Annotated in this window: 19 protein-coding genes and 1 pseudogene; 10 read left to right on the top strand and 10 right to left on the bottom strand. The window is 64.7% G+C overall.

All coding sequences use genetic code 11. The features are described from left to right. Positions 1-409 precede the first annotated feature (409 nt). Positions 410-973 (top strand): hypothetical protein, encoded by a 564-nt coding sequence (locus tag IU452_RS37110; RefSeq protein WP_195113951.1) that lies wholly within the window; start codon positions 410-412, stop codon positions 971-973. A 225-nt stretch (positions 974-1,198) separates the two neighbouring features. Here IU452_RS37110 and IU452_RS37105 read toward each other — a convergent pair whose 3' ends face one another. Both IU452_RS37105 and IU452_RS37100 read right to left on the bottom strand, forming a co-directional pair. Further along, a complete protein-coding gene (locus IU452_RS37105) occupies positions 1,199-1,405 on the bottom strand; it encodes a DUF397 domain-containing protein (RefSeq protein WP_195113950.1) in 207 nt (68 codons plus the stop codon). Then, positions 1,402-2,286 carry a helix-turn-helix domain-containing protein gene (locus tag IU452_RS37100; RefSeq protein WP_195113949.1) on the bottom strand — a complete coding sequence of 295 codons (885 nt, stop codon included), beginning with the start codon at positions 2,284-2,286 and terminating at the stop codon, positions 1,402-1,404. Before IU452_RS37100 ends, IU452_RS37105 begins: the two co-directional genes overlap by 4 nt. A gap of 56 nt (positions 2,287-2,342) precedes the next feature. On the opposite strand from IU452_RS37100, the gene IU452_RS37095 reads away from it, so the two are divergent. Further along, positions 2,343-2,927 (top strand): DUF4254 domain-containing protein, encoded by a 585-nt coding sequence (locus IU452_RS37095; protein WP_324193033.1) that lies wholly within the window; start codon positions 2,343-2,345, stop codon positions 2,925-2,927. Positions 2,928-3,437: 510 nt separating this feature from the next. On the opposite strand, the gene IU452_RS37090 is transcribed toward IU452_RS37095, so the two are convergent. Beyond that, positions 3,438-3,977, bottom strand: coding sequence for a PaaI family thioesterase (locus IU452_RS37090; protein WP_195113948.1), 540 nt, complete (start codon positions 3,975-3,977; stop codon positions 3,438-3,440). A 244-nt stretch (positions 3,978-4,221) separates the two neighbouring features. Here IU452_RS37090 and IU452_RS37085 point away from each other — a divergent pair, with 244 nt between their 5' ends. Continuing rightward, entirely contained in the window at positions 4,222-4,602 is a 381-nt protein-coding gene (locus IU452_RS37085; RefSeq protein ID WP_195113947.1) for a nuclear transport factor 2 family protein, read from the top strand. Positions 4,603-4,673: 71 nt separating this feature from the next. Next, positions 4,674-5,093 (top strand): winged helix-turn-helix transcriptional regulator, encoded by a 420-nt coding sequence (locus IU452_RS37080; RefSeq protein ID WP_228819404.1) that lies wholly within the window; start codon positions 4,674-4,676, stop codon positions 5,091-5,093. Between the two features lie 71 nt (positions 5,094-5,164). On the opposite strand, the gene IU452_RS37075 is transcribed toward IU452_RS37080, so the two are convergent. From IU452_RS37075 to IU452_RS37065, 3 genes are all read right to left on the bottom strand, one after another. Then, positions 5,165-5,326: a hypothetical protein gene (locus IU452_RS37075; protein WP_195113946.1), complete on the bottom strand. Its 162-nt coding sequence runs from the start codon at positions 5,324-5,326 to the stop codon at positions 5,165-5,167. A 100-nt stretch (positions 5,327-5,426) separates the two neighbouring features. Beyond that, the gene (locus tag IU452_RS37070; protein WP_195113945.1) at positions 5,427-7,466 is read right to left on the bottom strand and encodes a CocE/NonD family hydrolase; all 2,040 of its coding nucleotides are present in this window, start codon (positions 7,464-7,466) and stop codon (positions 5,427-5,429) included. A 77-nt stretch (positions 7,467-7,543) separates the two neighbouring features. Next, positions 7,544-8,107 (bottom strand): helix-turn-helix domain-containing protein, encoded by a 564-nt coding sequence (locus IU452_RS37065; RefSeq protein ID WP_324193032.1) that lies wholly within the window; start codon positions 8,105-8,107, stop codon positions 7,544-7,546. 268 nt (positions 8,108-8,375) lie between these two features. On the opposite strand from IU452_RS37065, the gene IU452_RS37060 reads away from it, so the two are divergent. From IU452_RS37060 to IU452_RS37050, 3 genes are all read left to right on the top strand, one after another. After that, on the top strand, positions 8,376-10,289 hold the full coding sequence (locus IU452_RS37060) for a CocE/NonD family hydrolase (RefSeq protein WP_195113944.1): 1,914 nt from the start codon (positions 8,376-8,378) through the stop codon (positions 10,287-10,289). A 211-nt stretch (positions 10,290-10,500) separates the two neighbouring features. After that, complete coding sequence (locus IU452_RS37055) at positions 10,501-11,823, top strand: lipase family protein (protein WP_195113943.1); 1,323 nt, start codon at positions 10,501-10,503, stop codon at positions 11,821-11,823. A 239-nt stretch (positions 11,824-12,062) separates the two neighbouring features. Further along, complete coding sequence (locus IU452_RS37050) at positions 12,063-12,263, top strand: beta/gamma crystallin domain-containing protein (protein ID WP_195113942.1); 201 nt, start codon at positions 12,063-12,065, stop codon at positions 12,261-12,263. 95 nt (positions 12,264-12,358) lie between these two features. On the opposite strand, the gene IU452_RS38765 is transcribed toward IU452_RS37050, so the two are convergent. Beyond that, positions 12,359-12,499, bottom strand: coding sequence for a DUF6307 family protein (locus IU452_RS38765; RefSeq protein ID WP_416382411.1), 141 nt, complete (start codon positions 12,497-12,499; stop codon positions 12,359-12,361). A gap of 17 nt (positions 12,500-12,516) precedes the next feature. After that, positions 12,517-12,708, bottom strand: coding sequence for an RGCVC family protein (locus tag IU452_RS37045; RefSeq protein ID WP_228819397.1), 192 nt, complete (start codon positions 12,706-12,708; stop codon positions 12,517-12,519). Positions 12,709-12,953: 245 nt separating this feature from the next. On the opposite strand from IU452_RS37045, the gene IU452_RS38760 reads away from it, so the two are divergent. The 3 genes from IU452_RS38760 (at position 12,954) to IU452_RS37030 (ending at position 14,290) form a co-directional block, all read left to right on the top strand. Then, on the top strand, positions 12,954-13,376 hold the full coding sequence (locus tag IU452_RS38760; RefSeq protein WP_228819396.1) for a hypothetical protein: 423 nt from the start codon (positions 12,954-12,956) through the stop codon (positions 13,374-13,376). Between the two features lie 93 nt (positions 13,377-13,469). Beyond that, positions 13,470-13,700: a hypothetical protein gene (locus IU452_RS37035; RefSeq protein WP_195113941.1), complete on the top strand. Its 231-nt coding sequence runs from the start codon at positions 13,470-13,472 to the stop codon at positions 13,698-13,700. Positions 13,701-13,768: 68 nt separating this feature from the next. Further along, entirely contained in the window at positions 13,769-14,290 is a 522-nt protein-coding gene (locus IU452_RS37030; protein WP_195113940.1) for a DUF5994 family protein, read from the top strand. 201 nt (positions 14,291-14,491) lie between these two features. Here IU452_RS37030 and IU452_RS37025 read toward each other — a convergent pair whose 3' ends face one another. Continuing rightward, positions 14,492-15,052, bottom strand: a complete 561-nt coding sequence (locus IU452_RS37025) for a DUF5994 family protein (RefSeq protein WP_195113939.1) — start codon at positions 15,050-15,052, stop codon at positions 14,492-14,494. A gap of 111 nt (positions 15,053-15,163) precedes the next feature. Further along, positions 15,164-15,366, bottom strand: a pseudogene (locus IU452_RS38755) (acyl-CoA desaturase); the annotation flags it as partial.

Raw genomic sequence — 15,366 nt, 5'->3', positions numbered from 1 at the left:
GTGCCTGGGCGGTGGTGTCCGAGCTTTCCGGGAACTGATCCGACCTGCTTGGGGGACAGATGTAACCAGTCGTCTCTGCCGTACGGTCCGGCGGCGGCGTCGGTGCCTTGCTCCTCCGAATGTGGAGGAAATTTTCAGTAACATAGCGCGTGGGCGGGCGGCACCTCGGTGACGCGCCTCGGCAGCGCGACTCGGTGCGAGTGCTCGTGTGTTGGCGTGTAGGGCTGCGGAAGGCCCGGGGTTCCGATGGCGGCCAGGCGTTCCCCGGCAATTTCTGGCGCATCCTGAGCTACCGGTGGGTTCGGCAGGTGATCGAATGTCGTACCGGGGCAAGCCGTCTTGCCGGGGGTGCGCTCCGAATCACTGGGGAGATCAGCTCGTCCGCCACCGAGAGTTGGAGGTCGTTGTCGTGAACTGTTCGTCTCGTGGTGTCTCACGTCGCCGACTGTTGTTGTCCGCTGCCGCGGCGGCCGCGCTGGGCAGTGTTGTGACAGCCGGTCCGGCGGCGGCGGATTGGCCCGCGCCCCAGCAGGGTTTCAGCATTGCCAGCGTGGGGGTTTCCGGTACGTGCGTGAGCGCGGTGGGCGGCGTGGTGGGTCTGAAATCGTGCGCCCAGCCGGTCGGCGCCGACCAGACGTGGGTGGCGATCGACGGCACGTATGCATCACGGCTGCGGAACGCCGCGACCGGTCAGTGCGTGCTGTCCTGGGATTTTCAGGGCGTCGATTGCAGCGACAGCAGGCTGAGTGTGCAGAGGTGGCGGTACGTCCTTATGAAGGGGTATGCGGACAGGGGCGTGATTCACCAGCGTCAGTCCGGACGCGGCCCCCTCAGCTGCTGGCAGGCGTTCACCGGGGGTGGATCGAGCGGTGACGGCCTCGTCGGTGGTATCCGACGGAACTCCGAGTGCGACTCGATCAAGGGCGATCTGCTCCCGGCGGTCAATATGTGGACCCTGGCCCCCGTCGGCTGAGAGCCACAGGGGCGCGTTGGCATAGCTCCTCCGGCGCGCCGCTCGACCCTGGGGCACTCGCCACCCGAGTCGCCCTGCCACCGACCGCAACTGGCGAAATCACTCACCAAACGGCTGACGGAGGGAGTCGAATCTCAAATCGCGGCCAACTGGCCACTGAATGGCCAATCATTCTAAGATTCGGCCACGGCTTTCGAGACCCTACATGGCGCAGGTGTGCGGAACTTAGATCTGGTCGAACTTTCCGCTGGTGACGCCGGAGGTGAAGGTGTCCCACTCGGCGGGGGTGAAGACGAGGGCGGGACCGGTTGGATTCTTGGAGTCGCGGACGCCAACCATGCCGCCGTCGAGGTGGGCGATCTCGACGCAGGCTCGATCGGGATTGCTTCGACTGGATTTGAACCAGGCAGCCCTGGATAGGTCGATGCTCACTCGGAATACTCCCTTGCGGTTGCCAAGATCAGATTCCTGGTCTCGTTCTCACCCAACGCTATACGCCGGATTCGAGGCAGCGCATCCCGATATTGGGCAATCTCGACTTCTCTCTCCAGATACAGGCCACCTACAAGCTCCTCCACATACACCACCGGAGGCTGTTGGAGCTTGGTGGATTCGAGCTGCGGGAAGTCCATCCAGACGAAGGAGTCGGCGACCGGACCGATGGTGTTGGGGACGGCGAACGGAACCACACGGATCGACACGTTCGGCAGCTCTCCCACCTCCAGTAGGTGCAGCAGCTGGTCCGTCATGATGCTGTTATTGCCGATCCTGTATCGAAGCAGCGCCTCGGACAGTATCGCTTCGACTTCGAAGTCGGGGTCTGACAGGCGCTCTTGCCGCCGGATCATCAGTGCAATGCTCCGCTCGACCTCTTCGGGCGTCCAGGAAGGCTTCTCAGCCCATGCGATCTCTCGCCGATACTCTGTCGTTTGCAGCAGCCCTGGCATTAGGGCGAGGTTCCACATGGTCAGACGCCGAGCAGATTCCTCCAAGTGCAAGTAGCGGTTGAACTCGGGCGAGATCTCATCGGCCTGTGCACGCCACCACTTGCCCGAGGACGCCCGCTCCCGCCTGACCTCCTCGGCCAGCACCAACAGTAGGCGGCGTTCGTCATTGCTTACTTGCAACCTGTCGCAGATGGCGTTGATCATCATGTTGGTGACGTTGTGCTTCAGCCCGTCCTCGAGCCGACCGTACGTCTGCGCGGAGGTTTCTGCCGCTTTGGAAACCGCGTACTCGGAGAGCCCTGCGCGCTTCCGATACTTCTGCAACTGCTTACCAAGTGCCCTGCTCGAGACCGTTGGACCGCTCATTGCTTAGCCTCGCTATCCATTTGGGTGTCAACATGGAATAGGTCTTTTTGGAATCTGTGGCCGATCACGCCGACAGGCCGTGTGAGAACTTCCACCCCGCTCGCGCAAAGAGTATCACTGTTGACACGCCGATAACCGTGAACAAGACACCATTTGCACTCCGCCACAAGACATTTCAGGTCAACCGTTCAACAGGACCGGGGGAACTCGTGCTGCTCATGAATCCACTGCCAACGAAAAGCCAACTGCTGCACGCCTGCCGGGGTATCGATTACCAGCGCCACCCCATCCTGGCGGCTGCCCACACCCTCGCCGGGATTCACGAAAAATGTTTGGGAACACTGCAGATTGCAGATTCTGAACTGGAAGACGAACGTGCCGGGCTGATCGCCGAGATCGACCAGTGCGTCCAGCGCTCACTGCCGCCTTCACACGGCGCGGCGCGCGTCCACACCGAAACCATCGGCGCGGTCGTCGACCGCATGGCGCGATTCACCGCGATCGCGTTCGCCGCCCTGGCCGGTTGCTGCGACTGCCCCTTGGGCGACGCCTGGGAGAAGCTGGCCGAATTGGCCGTGGGATACGAGGACCTGATCGAGGAGGTCCATGCGGGCCGCCGCCGATTGCCGGGCGGCCCGTGAGCATTATCATCGGGGAGGTCGACGGGTGAGAAAGGACTCAGCTCACGGTCGAGCTTCTTCCCCGAGAACGCAATTGGAATAGATCGCACGTGGACTGCCCGGCGCTGCAGTCGCCGGACAGCCAGATACGTCGTCTCAGGTGGCCGTCACCACCTCATTGTTTCAGACAGTCGACTAGAGCCCACCGAGCAGCAGATGCAGCACGTTCCCGACAATTTCGATCAAACCGGCGACCAATCCCATGGTTCTCTCCTTCGATCTCATCCGGAGAAGGCGACTTTCCCTCTCCGGTGAAACACGTTACAGCCCACATGATTTCGGCCCGGTTACTGCCTGTGAAGATAGTGTTTCCAGTTGAAATCAACCGCCAAGCACTCCCGGCAACTTGGCAATTTGCCCAAACAGGCGAAAAAGATTGAGGCACAACTCATGATCCCGCTCGGCTCGGCGCGCATACGAATCAGCACCTGCTTGTCGATGAGCCCTGTCGCCGGATAGGCCTCGCCCCCTCTACGCGGCGGAAGGGGACAGGATCAGCAGTGAGCTCGATGCGGTGGCCAGCACCTTGCCCGCGCTGTCGCGAACATCGGCTTCGGCGAAGGCAACTCGTCGTCCCGGCTTGGTGACCCAGCCCCGGGCGTAGATCCGGCCGGTGTCGGCGTGGATGGACCGCAGGTAGTTGACCTTGATTTCGATGGAGGTGTAGCCGACGCCCGCGGGCAGCGTGGTGTGCACGGCCGAACCCGCGGCCGAATCCAGGAGGAAACAGACCAGGCCGCCGTGGACGATGCCGATCGGGTTGTAGGTCGATTCGTCCGGCAGACAAGAGAATTCGATGCGCCCCTCCGACACCTTGCCATCGCTCGTGCCGCCGAAGAGCTTGCCCATCGGGGCTTCGGGAAGCTCGCCGTTCACAATGGCGCGCAGGTACTCCAGGCCCGACATCCTCGCTCCGGCTTGTGCGGTGGCGACCGGGTCGTACCAGGTGACGGTCTTGCTGCGTGGTTCTCCCCACGATGCGGAAGCGGAAAGTGCTGTGTCGTCGGTCATTTCACTGCTCACCTTTCCGGATCGAGGACAGTCGGCAGATTGCGGTAACCCACCGCATCGAAGTGGACTTCCGGGCAGGGGTCCGGTTCTCGAGGATCGCCATCGTTTTCCTCCGCTCTGGAGGTCTCGCTACGATGCTGCGCCCGCCGCCAGCGATAGCTACTGGGTTGCCATGATTCAAGATAGGCTCTATACCTTAGATAGTCAATGAGGATTGCTCCACATTCATCCGAGGAGGTCAGCCATGGAACGCGCGGAGATCGACAAGGTTCTCGACCTGTACTTCGACTGCATGCTGAACCAGAACATGGAGGCCGCGCCGCTCGCGGACGACATCACCTTCGAGGGGCCCGCCATCCCTCTCACGTCCGGCAGGGACGCCGTGCTTCCGATCCTCGTCAAGGTCGCGGAGGTCTCGAAGGGTGCGCGGGTGCGCGAGCATGCCCGGCTGATCGATGGCGACGAGGGCTGTCTTCTGCTCGATATCGACTTCGCCGACGGCACGCATCTGGCGCTGGCCGACTATTTCCGCTTCCGTGACGGCCGGATCGTGCACGTGCAGCCGTACTTCGACATGCGTGTGATGGAGAAGCTGTGGGGCGCCGTTCCGGGAGTATCGCGCTGAAATTCGGGCGGGAGTCCTGAGCTATCATGAAGATAGTCGCTTCCAAAATGATGAGAAGAAGAGTGAGCACCATGGAGCACCGCCAGAACACCGATCCGGTGCGGGTCGCCGACGTCGACGACGAGGTGATGTACCTGTACTGCCCGTACTACACGACGGCGATGGAGATCATCGGCCGCCGCTGGGCCGCGGTGGTCCTGCGTGCCCTGCGCGCCGGGGCCACCCGCTTCAGCGACATCTCCTCGGCTGTTCCGGAGATGACCGACAAACTGCTGTCGCAGCGGCTCAAGGATCTCGAGGCCGACGGCCTGGTCGAGCGGATCGTGCACCCCACCACTCCGGTGCGCGTCGAGTACCGCCTCACCGAAAAGGGCGAGTCCCTGAGCGAGGTGCTGTTGGACATCAACCGCTGGGCGCTGACATGGATCCAACCTTCCGAGGAGCGCCTTCAGCACCTCGAGCGGATGAAGCTGTCGCGCGCCGATTCGTAATCCCCGCGCCCACCGGAATCGGATCGACACGCCGATCCCGGCCGTGTCGGCCGAGCGGCGTGGTCGTCGGATCAGCCGTCGCGGCCCGGCGCGTCCTGCGGCGTCACCGGACGGTCGGCATCGGCGCTGCTGAAGGTGGGCGGGGGGACCGGGTCGGAGGTGGGTGCGGCGGAGTCCTCGGGTTCGGTGCGGTGGCTGAACAGGCCTGGTGACGGCCGATGTTCTCGATTCATTCTTGAATTCTCCACTCATCGCATGGCAAACGGCGAATCGGCGGCTCGGCGAGGGGAGGTCGGGCGCTGGGGGCCCGCCCGAGGGATCCAGGTCAGCGGCCTACCAAGTGCGGCTGAGGGGGATGGTGACGTAGCTGGGCGCGGTGGGATCGAGCTGGATGTGCTGGGGTTTGAGGCCGCTGTCGATCAGCATGGGGAGGGCCGGCACGCCTTTGGGGAAGTTGGAGGCGTAGATGTCGACGCGGAGGCGGTGGCCCGGTTGCAGGACGGCTTCGGTGGGGTTGAAGCCGATGTCGACGGTGGTGGGTTGGCCGGGGACGACCGGTTGGCGGGTGGCGAGGTCGAGCGTGTAGTAGGGGGCGACGATGTCGCCGTCGGCGGAGCGCTCGGTTCTGCTGTCATCGATCGCTCGAAGCGAGGCGACGAGTTGGCCGGTGGTGAGCATGGTGGAGCGGCCGTCGGGGGCGACGTCGTTGACGGTGGCGGTCCAGTAGCCGTCGGTGGCGTCGAGAACGGTGTTGAGGTGCAGGTTGATCGGTCCGGAGACGAGGGTCGGTTCGGTCACCGGGGCGCTGGTGAAGGTGAGTCCGTTGAGTTCCTGTGGGCGGGCGTCGGTGGTGCAGCCCACCACGATCGAGGTGATGCCCATGGATGTTTCGGCGGTATCGCGGGAACAGATGCTCATGATGCCCGGGGCCACGGTGAGACGGGTGTTGTCCGCCGGTGGGGTGAAGGTGAGAGTGCCGTCATGGATGCTGCTGCTGGTGGTGCCGCTGGGTGCGGCGGAAAGATATACCCGTTCATGGGTCGTGTCGGGGTGGGGGAAGGCCGGGGCGATGCTCCACCCACCGCCCTGCCGCTGGCTGACGACCGGGCCGTATTCGTCGATGCCGTTGTCGATTCCCTTCAGCCACTTGTCGAACCAGGCGCGTTGCAGCACGTCCAGCCGCGGCGGGGTGCCGGGGCGGCCGAAGCCCGATCCTGGGTTGAGGTGATAGGTGTCGCCCATCAGGAGCTTTTTCTGGGCTGTCGGTAGTCGCAGGCCGTTGTACTGACGCGGCGCGGACATGTTCCAGACGTCGTGCCAGCCGCCGACGACGAAGGTCGGCACCCGGATGGAGCTCAGATCGTTGGTCCAGTCCTGGCGGAACGGGCTGGCGGATTCGAATGTCTGCCGCACACGCGGCGGCAGCTGGTCCATGGATGGGGTGGTGAGTAGTGCGATCGCGTAATCCTCGAACGCCATCGGGCTCGCCAATCGGTCGGTCAGCCATTTCATGTCGAACCGGCCCTGCAGAATGGACTGCAGATCGGGAATGAACTTGGCCACGTTCACGATCAGCGGGAGCCCCCAGACCACGGGACCGAGACCGCCACCCTGGGCCGCGTAGCCGCGCATCAGGTCGGTGCCGGCTTCGATCGGGAAGATCGCCTTCAACGCCGGAGGGTTGGCTTCGGCGGCGTGGAACTGGTTGATGGCGGAGTAGGAGACTCCGTTCATGCCGACCTTGCCGTCGTTCCACGGTTGGCGACTGATCCAGTCGATCACTTCCGCGTTGTCCTGCTGTTCGCGCGCCCCGAATACCTGCCAGATCCCTTGAGAGAAGCCGGTTCCGCGCACGTCCACGACAACCTGGGTGTAGCCGCTCCGGATGAGTTCGCGGTCGACCCCGAAGGCACGGGCGCCGCCTCCGGACAGCGCCTGGGTGATATCGGTGATGCCCTCGAGCGCGGTACCGTCGGCGTTGAGACTGCCGATCCCGTTCATCAACGGCTCCGACAGTCCGGGGATCGACTGCAGCGAGTCGATGATCATCGTTATCAGCTTCGTGTACGGGGTCATGTTGAGGATCGTCGGTGTCGGCTCCGTGACGACATGACCGGCGGCATCCATCGGCCGATAGATGTTGGCCTTCAACACTGTTCCATCACTCATGGTGATCGGTACGTCCCAGTCGATGTGCACGGCCGGATATTCGGGCGGCGCCTCGTGGGTAGCGGTCCACTGCGCACCCAGGCCGCCGCCGTCGGCGGGGAGGGCCGACGCGACGGGAGCGATCACGGTCACCGAGATCAGCGCGGCGGCGAGTAATGGGACACAGCGTGTAAGCAGGCCGATACCTGTTGTGTTGGTTGTCATCTCAGCAATCGGTTGCAAGCGTATTCGGTCGCGGGCGACCAGGTATCCAGAACCTAACGCCAAATAAACAACTCTGTCTACAGTTCGGGAAAAGAGTCCCAGACGATTCGTCCGAGCTTCATGATGTGCCCGCGTAGTTCACGGACCGCGGCGAGTTCCCCGGCCACGATCCGAGTGGTCACCATCGACAGCACCGCTCCGACGAATGCCTCGCACGCCATCCGCTGCCCGTCGGTCGACGCGCCGAGCTGGGCCGCGATCGAGTCCGCGACCGTGCGGTGCATCGTGAAACGCCGCTCCAGCAGTTCGGGGCCCGCCGCATGCGAATCGACCAGAAAGATCCGGGCCAACGCCGGTTCCTCGGCCAATGTTTCGAGGTAGGCACCGAGAGCCCGCTCAACCCGCTCCATCGGTTCCCCGCCCACCGACAACGCCGCACCGATCCGCCGGGCCACTTCCTCGGCGAGGGTGTCGTAGGCGGCGACGAAACACGCCTGTTTGTTGGCGAAATGCTCGTAGAACGTCAACCGCGATACCCGCGCCCGTTTCAGCACATCGGCGACCGTCGTTGCGGCATAACCCTTCTCGGCCACCACCTCCGCCATCGCGAGCAGCAACCGGCCCTGTTGCGAGGCGGCCACCTCCGCACGAGACAGTGCGTGCACTCCACGCGGCAGTGGTGCACGCGGCCTGGGCGATACCCGTTGATCCACGCCCCGATCGTATGCGTGGACATATAGACACCAGTGTTCATCTAGGGCTACCGTGAACATCGTGTGGCGCGGCAGGGAGGCCGTGCGGATGCGCATCCTCGAGTGCGTCAAGCGAATCGACCCGTCCTGTCGCATCATCTTGCTCGAATCGCGGACGTTGACCAGGTTCGACACAACGACCTCGAAAGGATCTCCCATGGCCGCACCGCTTTCCGCCGCTGGTGGCCCGCTACCGCCGGATGCTCGGTTCGACATCGGGCCGGCGATGTACCCGGCGGCCCGCGTGGACACCACGATCACCATCCCGATGTCCGACGGCGCGGTGCTGTGTGCCGACCTGATCCGTCCCGCGCACCACCGATCCACGCCGGTGGATGAAGCGCTGCCGGTGGTCGTCACCTTCACGCCATACAACCGGATCGGCAACCGCTACGGCGCGAAGATCGCGAGATCGGCGCAGCGCGCGGGTCGGCGGGTGGAGCCGTCGGATCGACGGCGCTTCCGCGGCCGGGATCTGGTACACACCCCCGCGGGTGGTGTCGTGGACATCTGGGCAGACAATCGGACGCTGGTGTCGCGTGGCTACGCCTCCCTGGTGGTGGATGTGCGCGGCACCGGATCCTCCACCGGCAGTTGGGATTTCTTCACTCCCCGCGACCAGCAGGACTATGTCGAGGTACTGGCATGGATCCGTGAACAGCCTTGGTGCAATGGGCATCTGGCGCTGAGCGGTCTGTCCTACGCGGGAATCGCGGCGCTGATCGCGGCGGGACAGCGACCCGAGGGACTCGACGCGGTGTTCGTGGGCGTGGCCGGCGAAGACCCGGTGCGCGAACTCGGTCTCACCGGCGGTGTGCCCACGCCGGGCATGGTGCTGTGGATGGCGGCGATCAACGCCGGGAAATGGGTGCCGTCACTGCGGGGCCTGGTCGAGAATCGCGTGCTCGGGCGCTATCTGCGCGACCGCGTGCGGGAACCGATCAGCTGGCTGAGGCTTGCCGGGCAGATCGCGTTCACCGAAGGGCACCCCGATGCCTTCCTCAACGATCAGTGGGCGGCGCGACTGTCGCAGTTGGAGAACATCACCGCGGCCACCTGGATCCTCGGGGCCTGGCACGACGTCTACAACAGCTCCAATTTCCGGATGTTCGACCGCCTCGGCGTCGAGGCGGGAGTCAAGCAGCTCCTGGTCGACGACGGCTATCACCTGAGCCTCGGTTCGGGTTTCGGTGAACCGGGTAATCCGCCGGCGGTGGACGAACTGCAGTGCGCGTGGTTCGACCACTGGCTCAAGGGCATCGACAATGGCATCGAACGCTACGGACCGATCACCATCCGCCGCCAAGGCGACGGCGCATGGGTGGCGCGCCCGCATTTTCCCGGCCCCACCGCCACCGTGCACCGGCTGCACCTCACCGCCGAATCGAGCGGTTCGGCCGCGCATGCCGCCGTGGATGCCTCGCTGCGGACCACGCCCTGCGCCGATAGTGGGCAGCTGCCACTGCCGACCGGTCGGCGCAGCCTCGCCTCCAACAACACCGCGATCATGTCCTGCGGCGTGACAACGCTGCTGGGACGCAGCTTTGCCACCGACGATCGCCGGGCCGAAGCCACCGCCGTTACCTTCACCACCGAACCGTTGCCCACCGACGTGATCCTGTCCGGTCCGCTCAACCTGCACCTGCGCGTCCAGGCCGACGCCACCGAGGCCTTCTGGTCGGTGACGATCACCGACGTCGAGCCCTCGGGTGCTTCGGTCCCGCTCACCCGCGGTGCGCTGCTGTCGTCGCTGCGCGCCATCGATGATTCGCGCAGCACCCGAATCGACGGCGAACTGGTGGCACCCGTGCATCCCTTGCGCGCCGACATGGTGCTGCCGGTCGTGCCGGGCGAACCATTCGACATCGACATCGCGATCAATCCGACCGAAGCGCTGCTGCGTGCCGGCCACCGCCTGCGGCTCACCGTCGCATCCAGCTGCTTCCCGCGGCACTACCTGACACCAGCACTGAAACGAAAGATCAAGGGGCAGAGCATCATCCTCGATCCCGCCCACCCCAGCTATCTCACCCTGCTGGCGACGGGGCTGCCGGGCCATCCGCCGTCCTGAATCTCGCGAGACACCCAAATTTATTTGGCGCCACCGAACTCGGCGAAGTAGTCCATGTTTGCAGAAAGACCGTAGGGTCTGTCCCTTATTCTGAATTGTGCTGTAGCACAATGTATTTAGTTGGCGGGACCTTCTATCTTGGAGGCAGGCGTCGAAGTCGGATCGGCGGTCGCCGATGCCGTTGGGATCTTCCGTTCGAAGGGATACGCACATGAGCCTTGTCGCCGACGCGGACTCCGATTTCGACGGGCTCCGGCCCGCCGCCGATCAGATCCCTCTACCCGACTCGCACCCGCTACGCCCCGAAGTGGACCCGTTCTACCTCCCGCCGGCGGCGCTCGACAGTTACAGCCCCGGCACCATCCTGCGATCGCGCCGGGTTCGGTTGGCACTGTTCGGGCGGATTCCGCAGAAGGTGCGGGCGTGGCAACTTCTGTACCGCACCAACGACCTCGACGGCACTCCCGAGGCCGCGGTGACGACCGTGATGCTGCCGTGGGATGCCGACTCCTCCATGACCCGCCCCTTGGTGTCCTACCAGTGCGCCATCGACGCCGTCGCGACCAAATGCCTGCCGTCCTACGCATTGCGTCACGGCGCCCGTGCCTTCGGCTCCATTCCGCAGTTCGAGATCCTCATCATCGCCAACGCCCTCTCCCGCGGCTGGGCCGTGTCTGTGCCCGACCACGTCGGAACCGCCGGACGCTTCGCAGTGCCGCGCGAACCCGGCTACCGCGTCCTCGATGGAATCCGTGCGGCACTGTCGTTCCCCCAACTGGGTCTGGACCCCACCACACGGGTCGGCCTCTGGGGTTACTCCGCGGGCGGGCTGGCCACCGCCTGGGCCGCGGAGACGGCCGCCGAATACGCTCCAGAACTCAACATCACCGCCGGATTCACCGGATCGCCCGTGGGCGATCCCACCCAAGCCGTGACCCGACTGAACCGAACGGTCTCCAGCGGTCTCGTCGCCCTGTGCCTGGCCGGGCTGCGCCGCGCCTACCCGAATCTGGACCGCGTGCGCGCCCAGCTCAGCGCCGAATTCCTCGACCTGCTCGCCTACACCGAATCGCGCGCCACCATTCAGATCGTGCTGCGCGGTGTCGGCACCAAGGTTGCCGACAACGGTACCGGTCTGACCGACCTGATGACGCACCCGGCGGTTCGCGCCGCCCTCGCCGAGGTGTGCCCCGGGAGCCGGTCACCCGATATCCCGATCCTCATCGTGCAGCCGGTCAACGACCTCATCGTCCCCGTCGACGCCATCGATGAGCACGTTGCCCGCTACCGAGCCGGAGGCACACAGGTTCGATACATCCGTGACCGACTCAGCGGCCACGTGTCGCTGGCGCTCATCGCGGCACCGATGATCGGTGACTGGTTGGCCGAGCACCTCGCCGAACCGAAACCGCAGTGCCACAACGACACTACGACAACGGTATGGTCCATGGCCCTGTCCCCACAGGGCGTGGTCGGCCACCTGCGCCAGGCCTGGCTCGCGGCCCGACTGCTCACCGGCCAGCCGATCGGGTGACCGACCTGCGGTAGCGCAGGTCGGAATTGCCGACGAGCGGAAGCTGTCAGAACTAGGGGGTCGCAGTAATCGGCCCGTAGGATGCGCCGAATCCCCATAGACTGGGACGGGTAGCCTGACGAGATGTCAACGAGCCCAAGAGATTTCGAGTTCCGATCCAGCCGGTCGGCTTTCTCGTCGATGGGTGCAACCTGGGCCGATTCGTTCGGCGCTGTCCACTGAGTTGCAGGGAGAAAACCGTGAGCGTCGATGAAGCCACCTTCTACCGGAACGTCAACTATGCAGGGGAGCCGTATTCCTACAAGCTCGGCACGCAAGAGTCACTACCCGGTGAGCTCAACGACCAGTTCCGGTCCGTTCGCACAGGAGAGCTGGTGAAGGTGACCCACGAACGGGCCGGAAACAATCGGTTCACCTTCCATCTGACAGCCACCCGGTAGCGCGATCGCTGAGATCTACCGACGTCAGCCGCGTTGCCTCCGCTGCCGTACCGCCGAGGCGGCGGGGGCAACCATGGAGTCCTGCAGAGCAGGCGTCAGCGTATTTTCTCGGGGATCGTATCGAGTGCGTGCAGCACCTGCACTGCCAGCTCGGTTGCGGCGTTGTCGTCGAGCTCCGAGTACTTCCGCACGACATCTCGAACACGAGCCACTCGACGCTCGTAGGGCGTTTTCATTGCCATCCTCTTGCCTTCTATCGGTAGTAGGTCTTCTCGTGATCGACCGGGCGGGCGCAGGCGCATTTTCGATCCAGCCCGCGCGTCGTCGTCGCGGTGCAATACCTGATTCCTATCCGATCGTGGGCTTCCCAGGTGTGAGGGCATGCCGCACAAGAGAATTCGATCGGTGCGGCAGGCAGGGGGGTGACGCATTTGTTGGAAGACAATTGCCCGACCCTTTCGTGCGTCTACATCGTGGACCTACGATGCTGACACCTTTGAGGCTACACCTTTGCGCTCCACAGGAGTGTGGCCTGATGCGGCGATGATTCCGCGGCACCGGCGGCGGCCCCGGGCCCGGCTGGCCGGCACCCCCGGAAGGCCATCGCCTTCCTTTGCTGTAGACCTACAGTGTTGACATTGGGCGATTGTCGGCGTGTACTGGAAGGACCAACAGATCCGAGGGATCGCCATGATCGTCATCATCGGGCTCGTCATCCTCATCGCCGCCGTGTTCGTCGGCGTCGCGGGAGTGTTCGCCAACGGCGGTGCGAACCACGCATTGACCGACAACTTCGCGGTGCTCGGCTACCACGTCACGGGCTCCACCGGCGTGCTGTTCCTCTACGGCATCGTCGTCGGCGGCATCGGTATCGCCGGGCTGGGCCTGCTACTGGCCGGTGCCCGCCGCACCGCCCGCCGCGGACGCGCCGCCCGCAAGGAACTCAAAACCACCACCCACCAAGGCGCCCCTACCCATTACAGCCACACCGGCACCACCGATGTCGCACCCGATGCGCCCGGCGACGTGGTCGGGCAGGGGACCGGCAGCCGGCGCGCATTCCGCGGACGCGGCCTGGGCAAGCTGTTCGGTCAAACCTCGGCCGGTCGGTGATCGGGCCGAGGTTCCCACGCGGCGATCGTCGTCGGTCACCCGACATCGACGACGCCGCAACCCGCCGTGCGTTCCCTCAACTCAGGAGTTGTCATGCTCATCATCACCGTCCTGATCGCCGGCATCGTGATCGGTGTCCTCGTCATGGTCGTGTTGAACCGCCGCTCGGCCGACACTCAGCGACTCAACCCCGGCAGCGCAGCTCGGCGGCTGCTGCGCCGATCGCATTCCGAGGAAACCGCGATGAGCCGTGACCGCGCCGAACATGCCGGCGGCTCACGACATATCCGCACTCACCCGAGCTGGCGAGACCGGCTCGAGTAACCGCAGTGCCACGTCGACATGATCGATTCAGCCGGTAATCACCGAGATCCTGGAAGGACCTACCCATCATGACCACTCAATCGACCTTGCCCGACACTGGGCGAGATCCCCCTGCCGCATTCGGTGCACGGTTACGACTGCGCGCCGACACCCCGACCCCTGGCCACATCGACGGCGCATGGTGGCCCCACAGCGACAACCTCGCCGCAGGGCTGCCCGATCTGCTCGCACTACTGCGGCTGCGACTCGGACCCATCCATCGCGTCACCTACCACCTCACCGAATGGTCACTGGCACCAAGGCGATTCGCCGACGCCGGGCGCCGAGTCCGACTCGACGGATACCGGCTCAAACCGGCCCGCACTCTCGATGTCCTCGGTGTCAGCGGAGACCGGATCGCGCTGCTCGTCGTCCCCCCGAACACCACCCCGGATGTCGCGGACGCAACCATGAACGCCACGACCCACTCCGCGAATCCTTCAACAGTCGACGAACTGCTCATCATCACCGCCCGAGCACACCGCGACCACACTGAAAGCACGGCCGCGGAACACACTTGGGACTCCGAAGGCGGAGCCGCATTCAGCTGAGCCACGCGTCGTACAGGTGCCGCACCAAGCAGTCACTGGAGTAGGTGAAAGCCGCCGCGTTCTATGGCAGCCCCGGGACGGGCTCGAAGAATCGATGCGGCGGCAGCATGGTGCCCGCGTTCGTGGCGCTGGGCGGGAACGGCAGCACGGCTTCGTCCATGTCGGTCTGCCGCCGGCAGATCCGGGAACTCGGCGGCGAGGTCATCGCTGCGCGGCCCCCGGGCGGCCGTCGACCCAGCCGGTGTGGCGAATCTCGAGCCCGCGCCGCCATCGTCGCAGGGCGGCGGCTCTGCCGGTGCGGTCGGTGCGTTCTCGTGCACCGATCATCAGTAGTTCGTCCACGGTCGATGCGTTGTCGGTGGCGGATGCCGACGCCATCGCGGCGAACGCATCATGCGCGTCGGTGTAGGGCGGGACGACCAGGAGGACCAGCCGGTGGTTTCTCGCGCCGAGCACCTCGATCGTGTTCACGGTCCCGTGCCGGTATCCGTCGAGCCGCACCGTCTGCCCGTCGACGACGAGTTCGCCAGGCATACTTGCCCATTCGCCGAGACGGTATGTCACCCGACGGATGCCGTCGAGCCGGATCGCGGAGGCCCTGAGCAGGGCAGGGAGTTCGGTTGCCAGGTTGTCGCTGTAGGGCCACCATGCTCCGTCGACGTAGCCGGTCTTCGACGCGTTGGTCTTCAACAGCAAGCGCGGTGTGCGTTCGCCGGGTGGGCCGTGCGGCCCGGTTCCTGCTGGGTTTCGCTGTTGCGTCATGGCCGACGCTCCTGCCTCGACCGCGAATCGGCCGGATTCATTCGAATCGAGCGACGATACAACCCCGAGTAGTCGTATGCGTTATGTCGCCGATATGTTGATTATAGCTGCTCACACCGCTGCGCGGAGCGCTGAGCGCAGCCCGTGACGTCCGGATGACCGTTTCGAATCTGCGGCGGCGAATGTGTTGCGGTCGTGGAATTTTCGTTCCGAGGCGGTTTCGGGGGCGTCGTCGGAGGTGGCGGTCAGGAAGCGGTCCGGCAGGGCCAGTTTGTGGATGGTGCGCATCGTTAGTAGGTATTGGTGCAGCAACG

Source organism: Nocardia transvalensis, from assembly GCF_015477765.1.
In the GTDB taxonomy this organism is placed as follows: Bacteria; Actinomycetota; Actinomycetes; order Mycobacteriales; family Mycobacteriaceae; genus Nocardia; species Nocardia transvalensis_A.
This window is presented reverse-complemented; position numbering and strand designations above follow the sequence as displayed.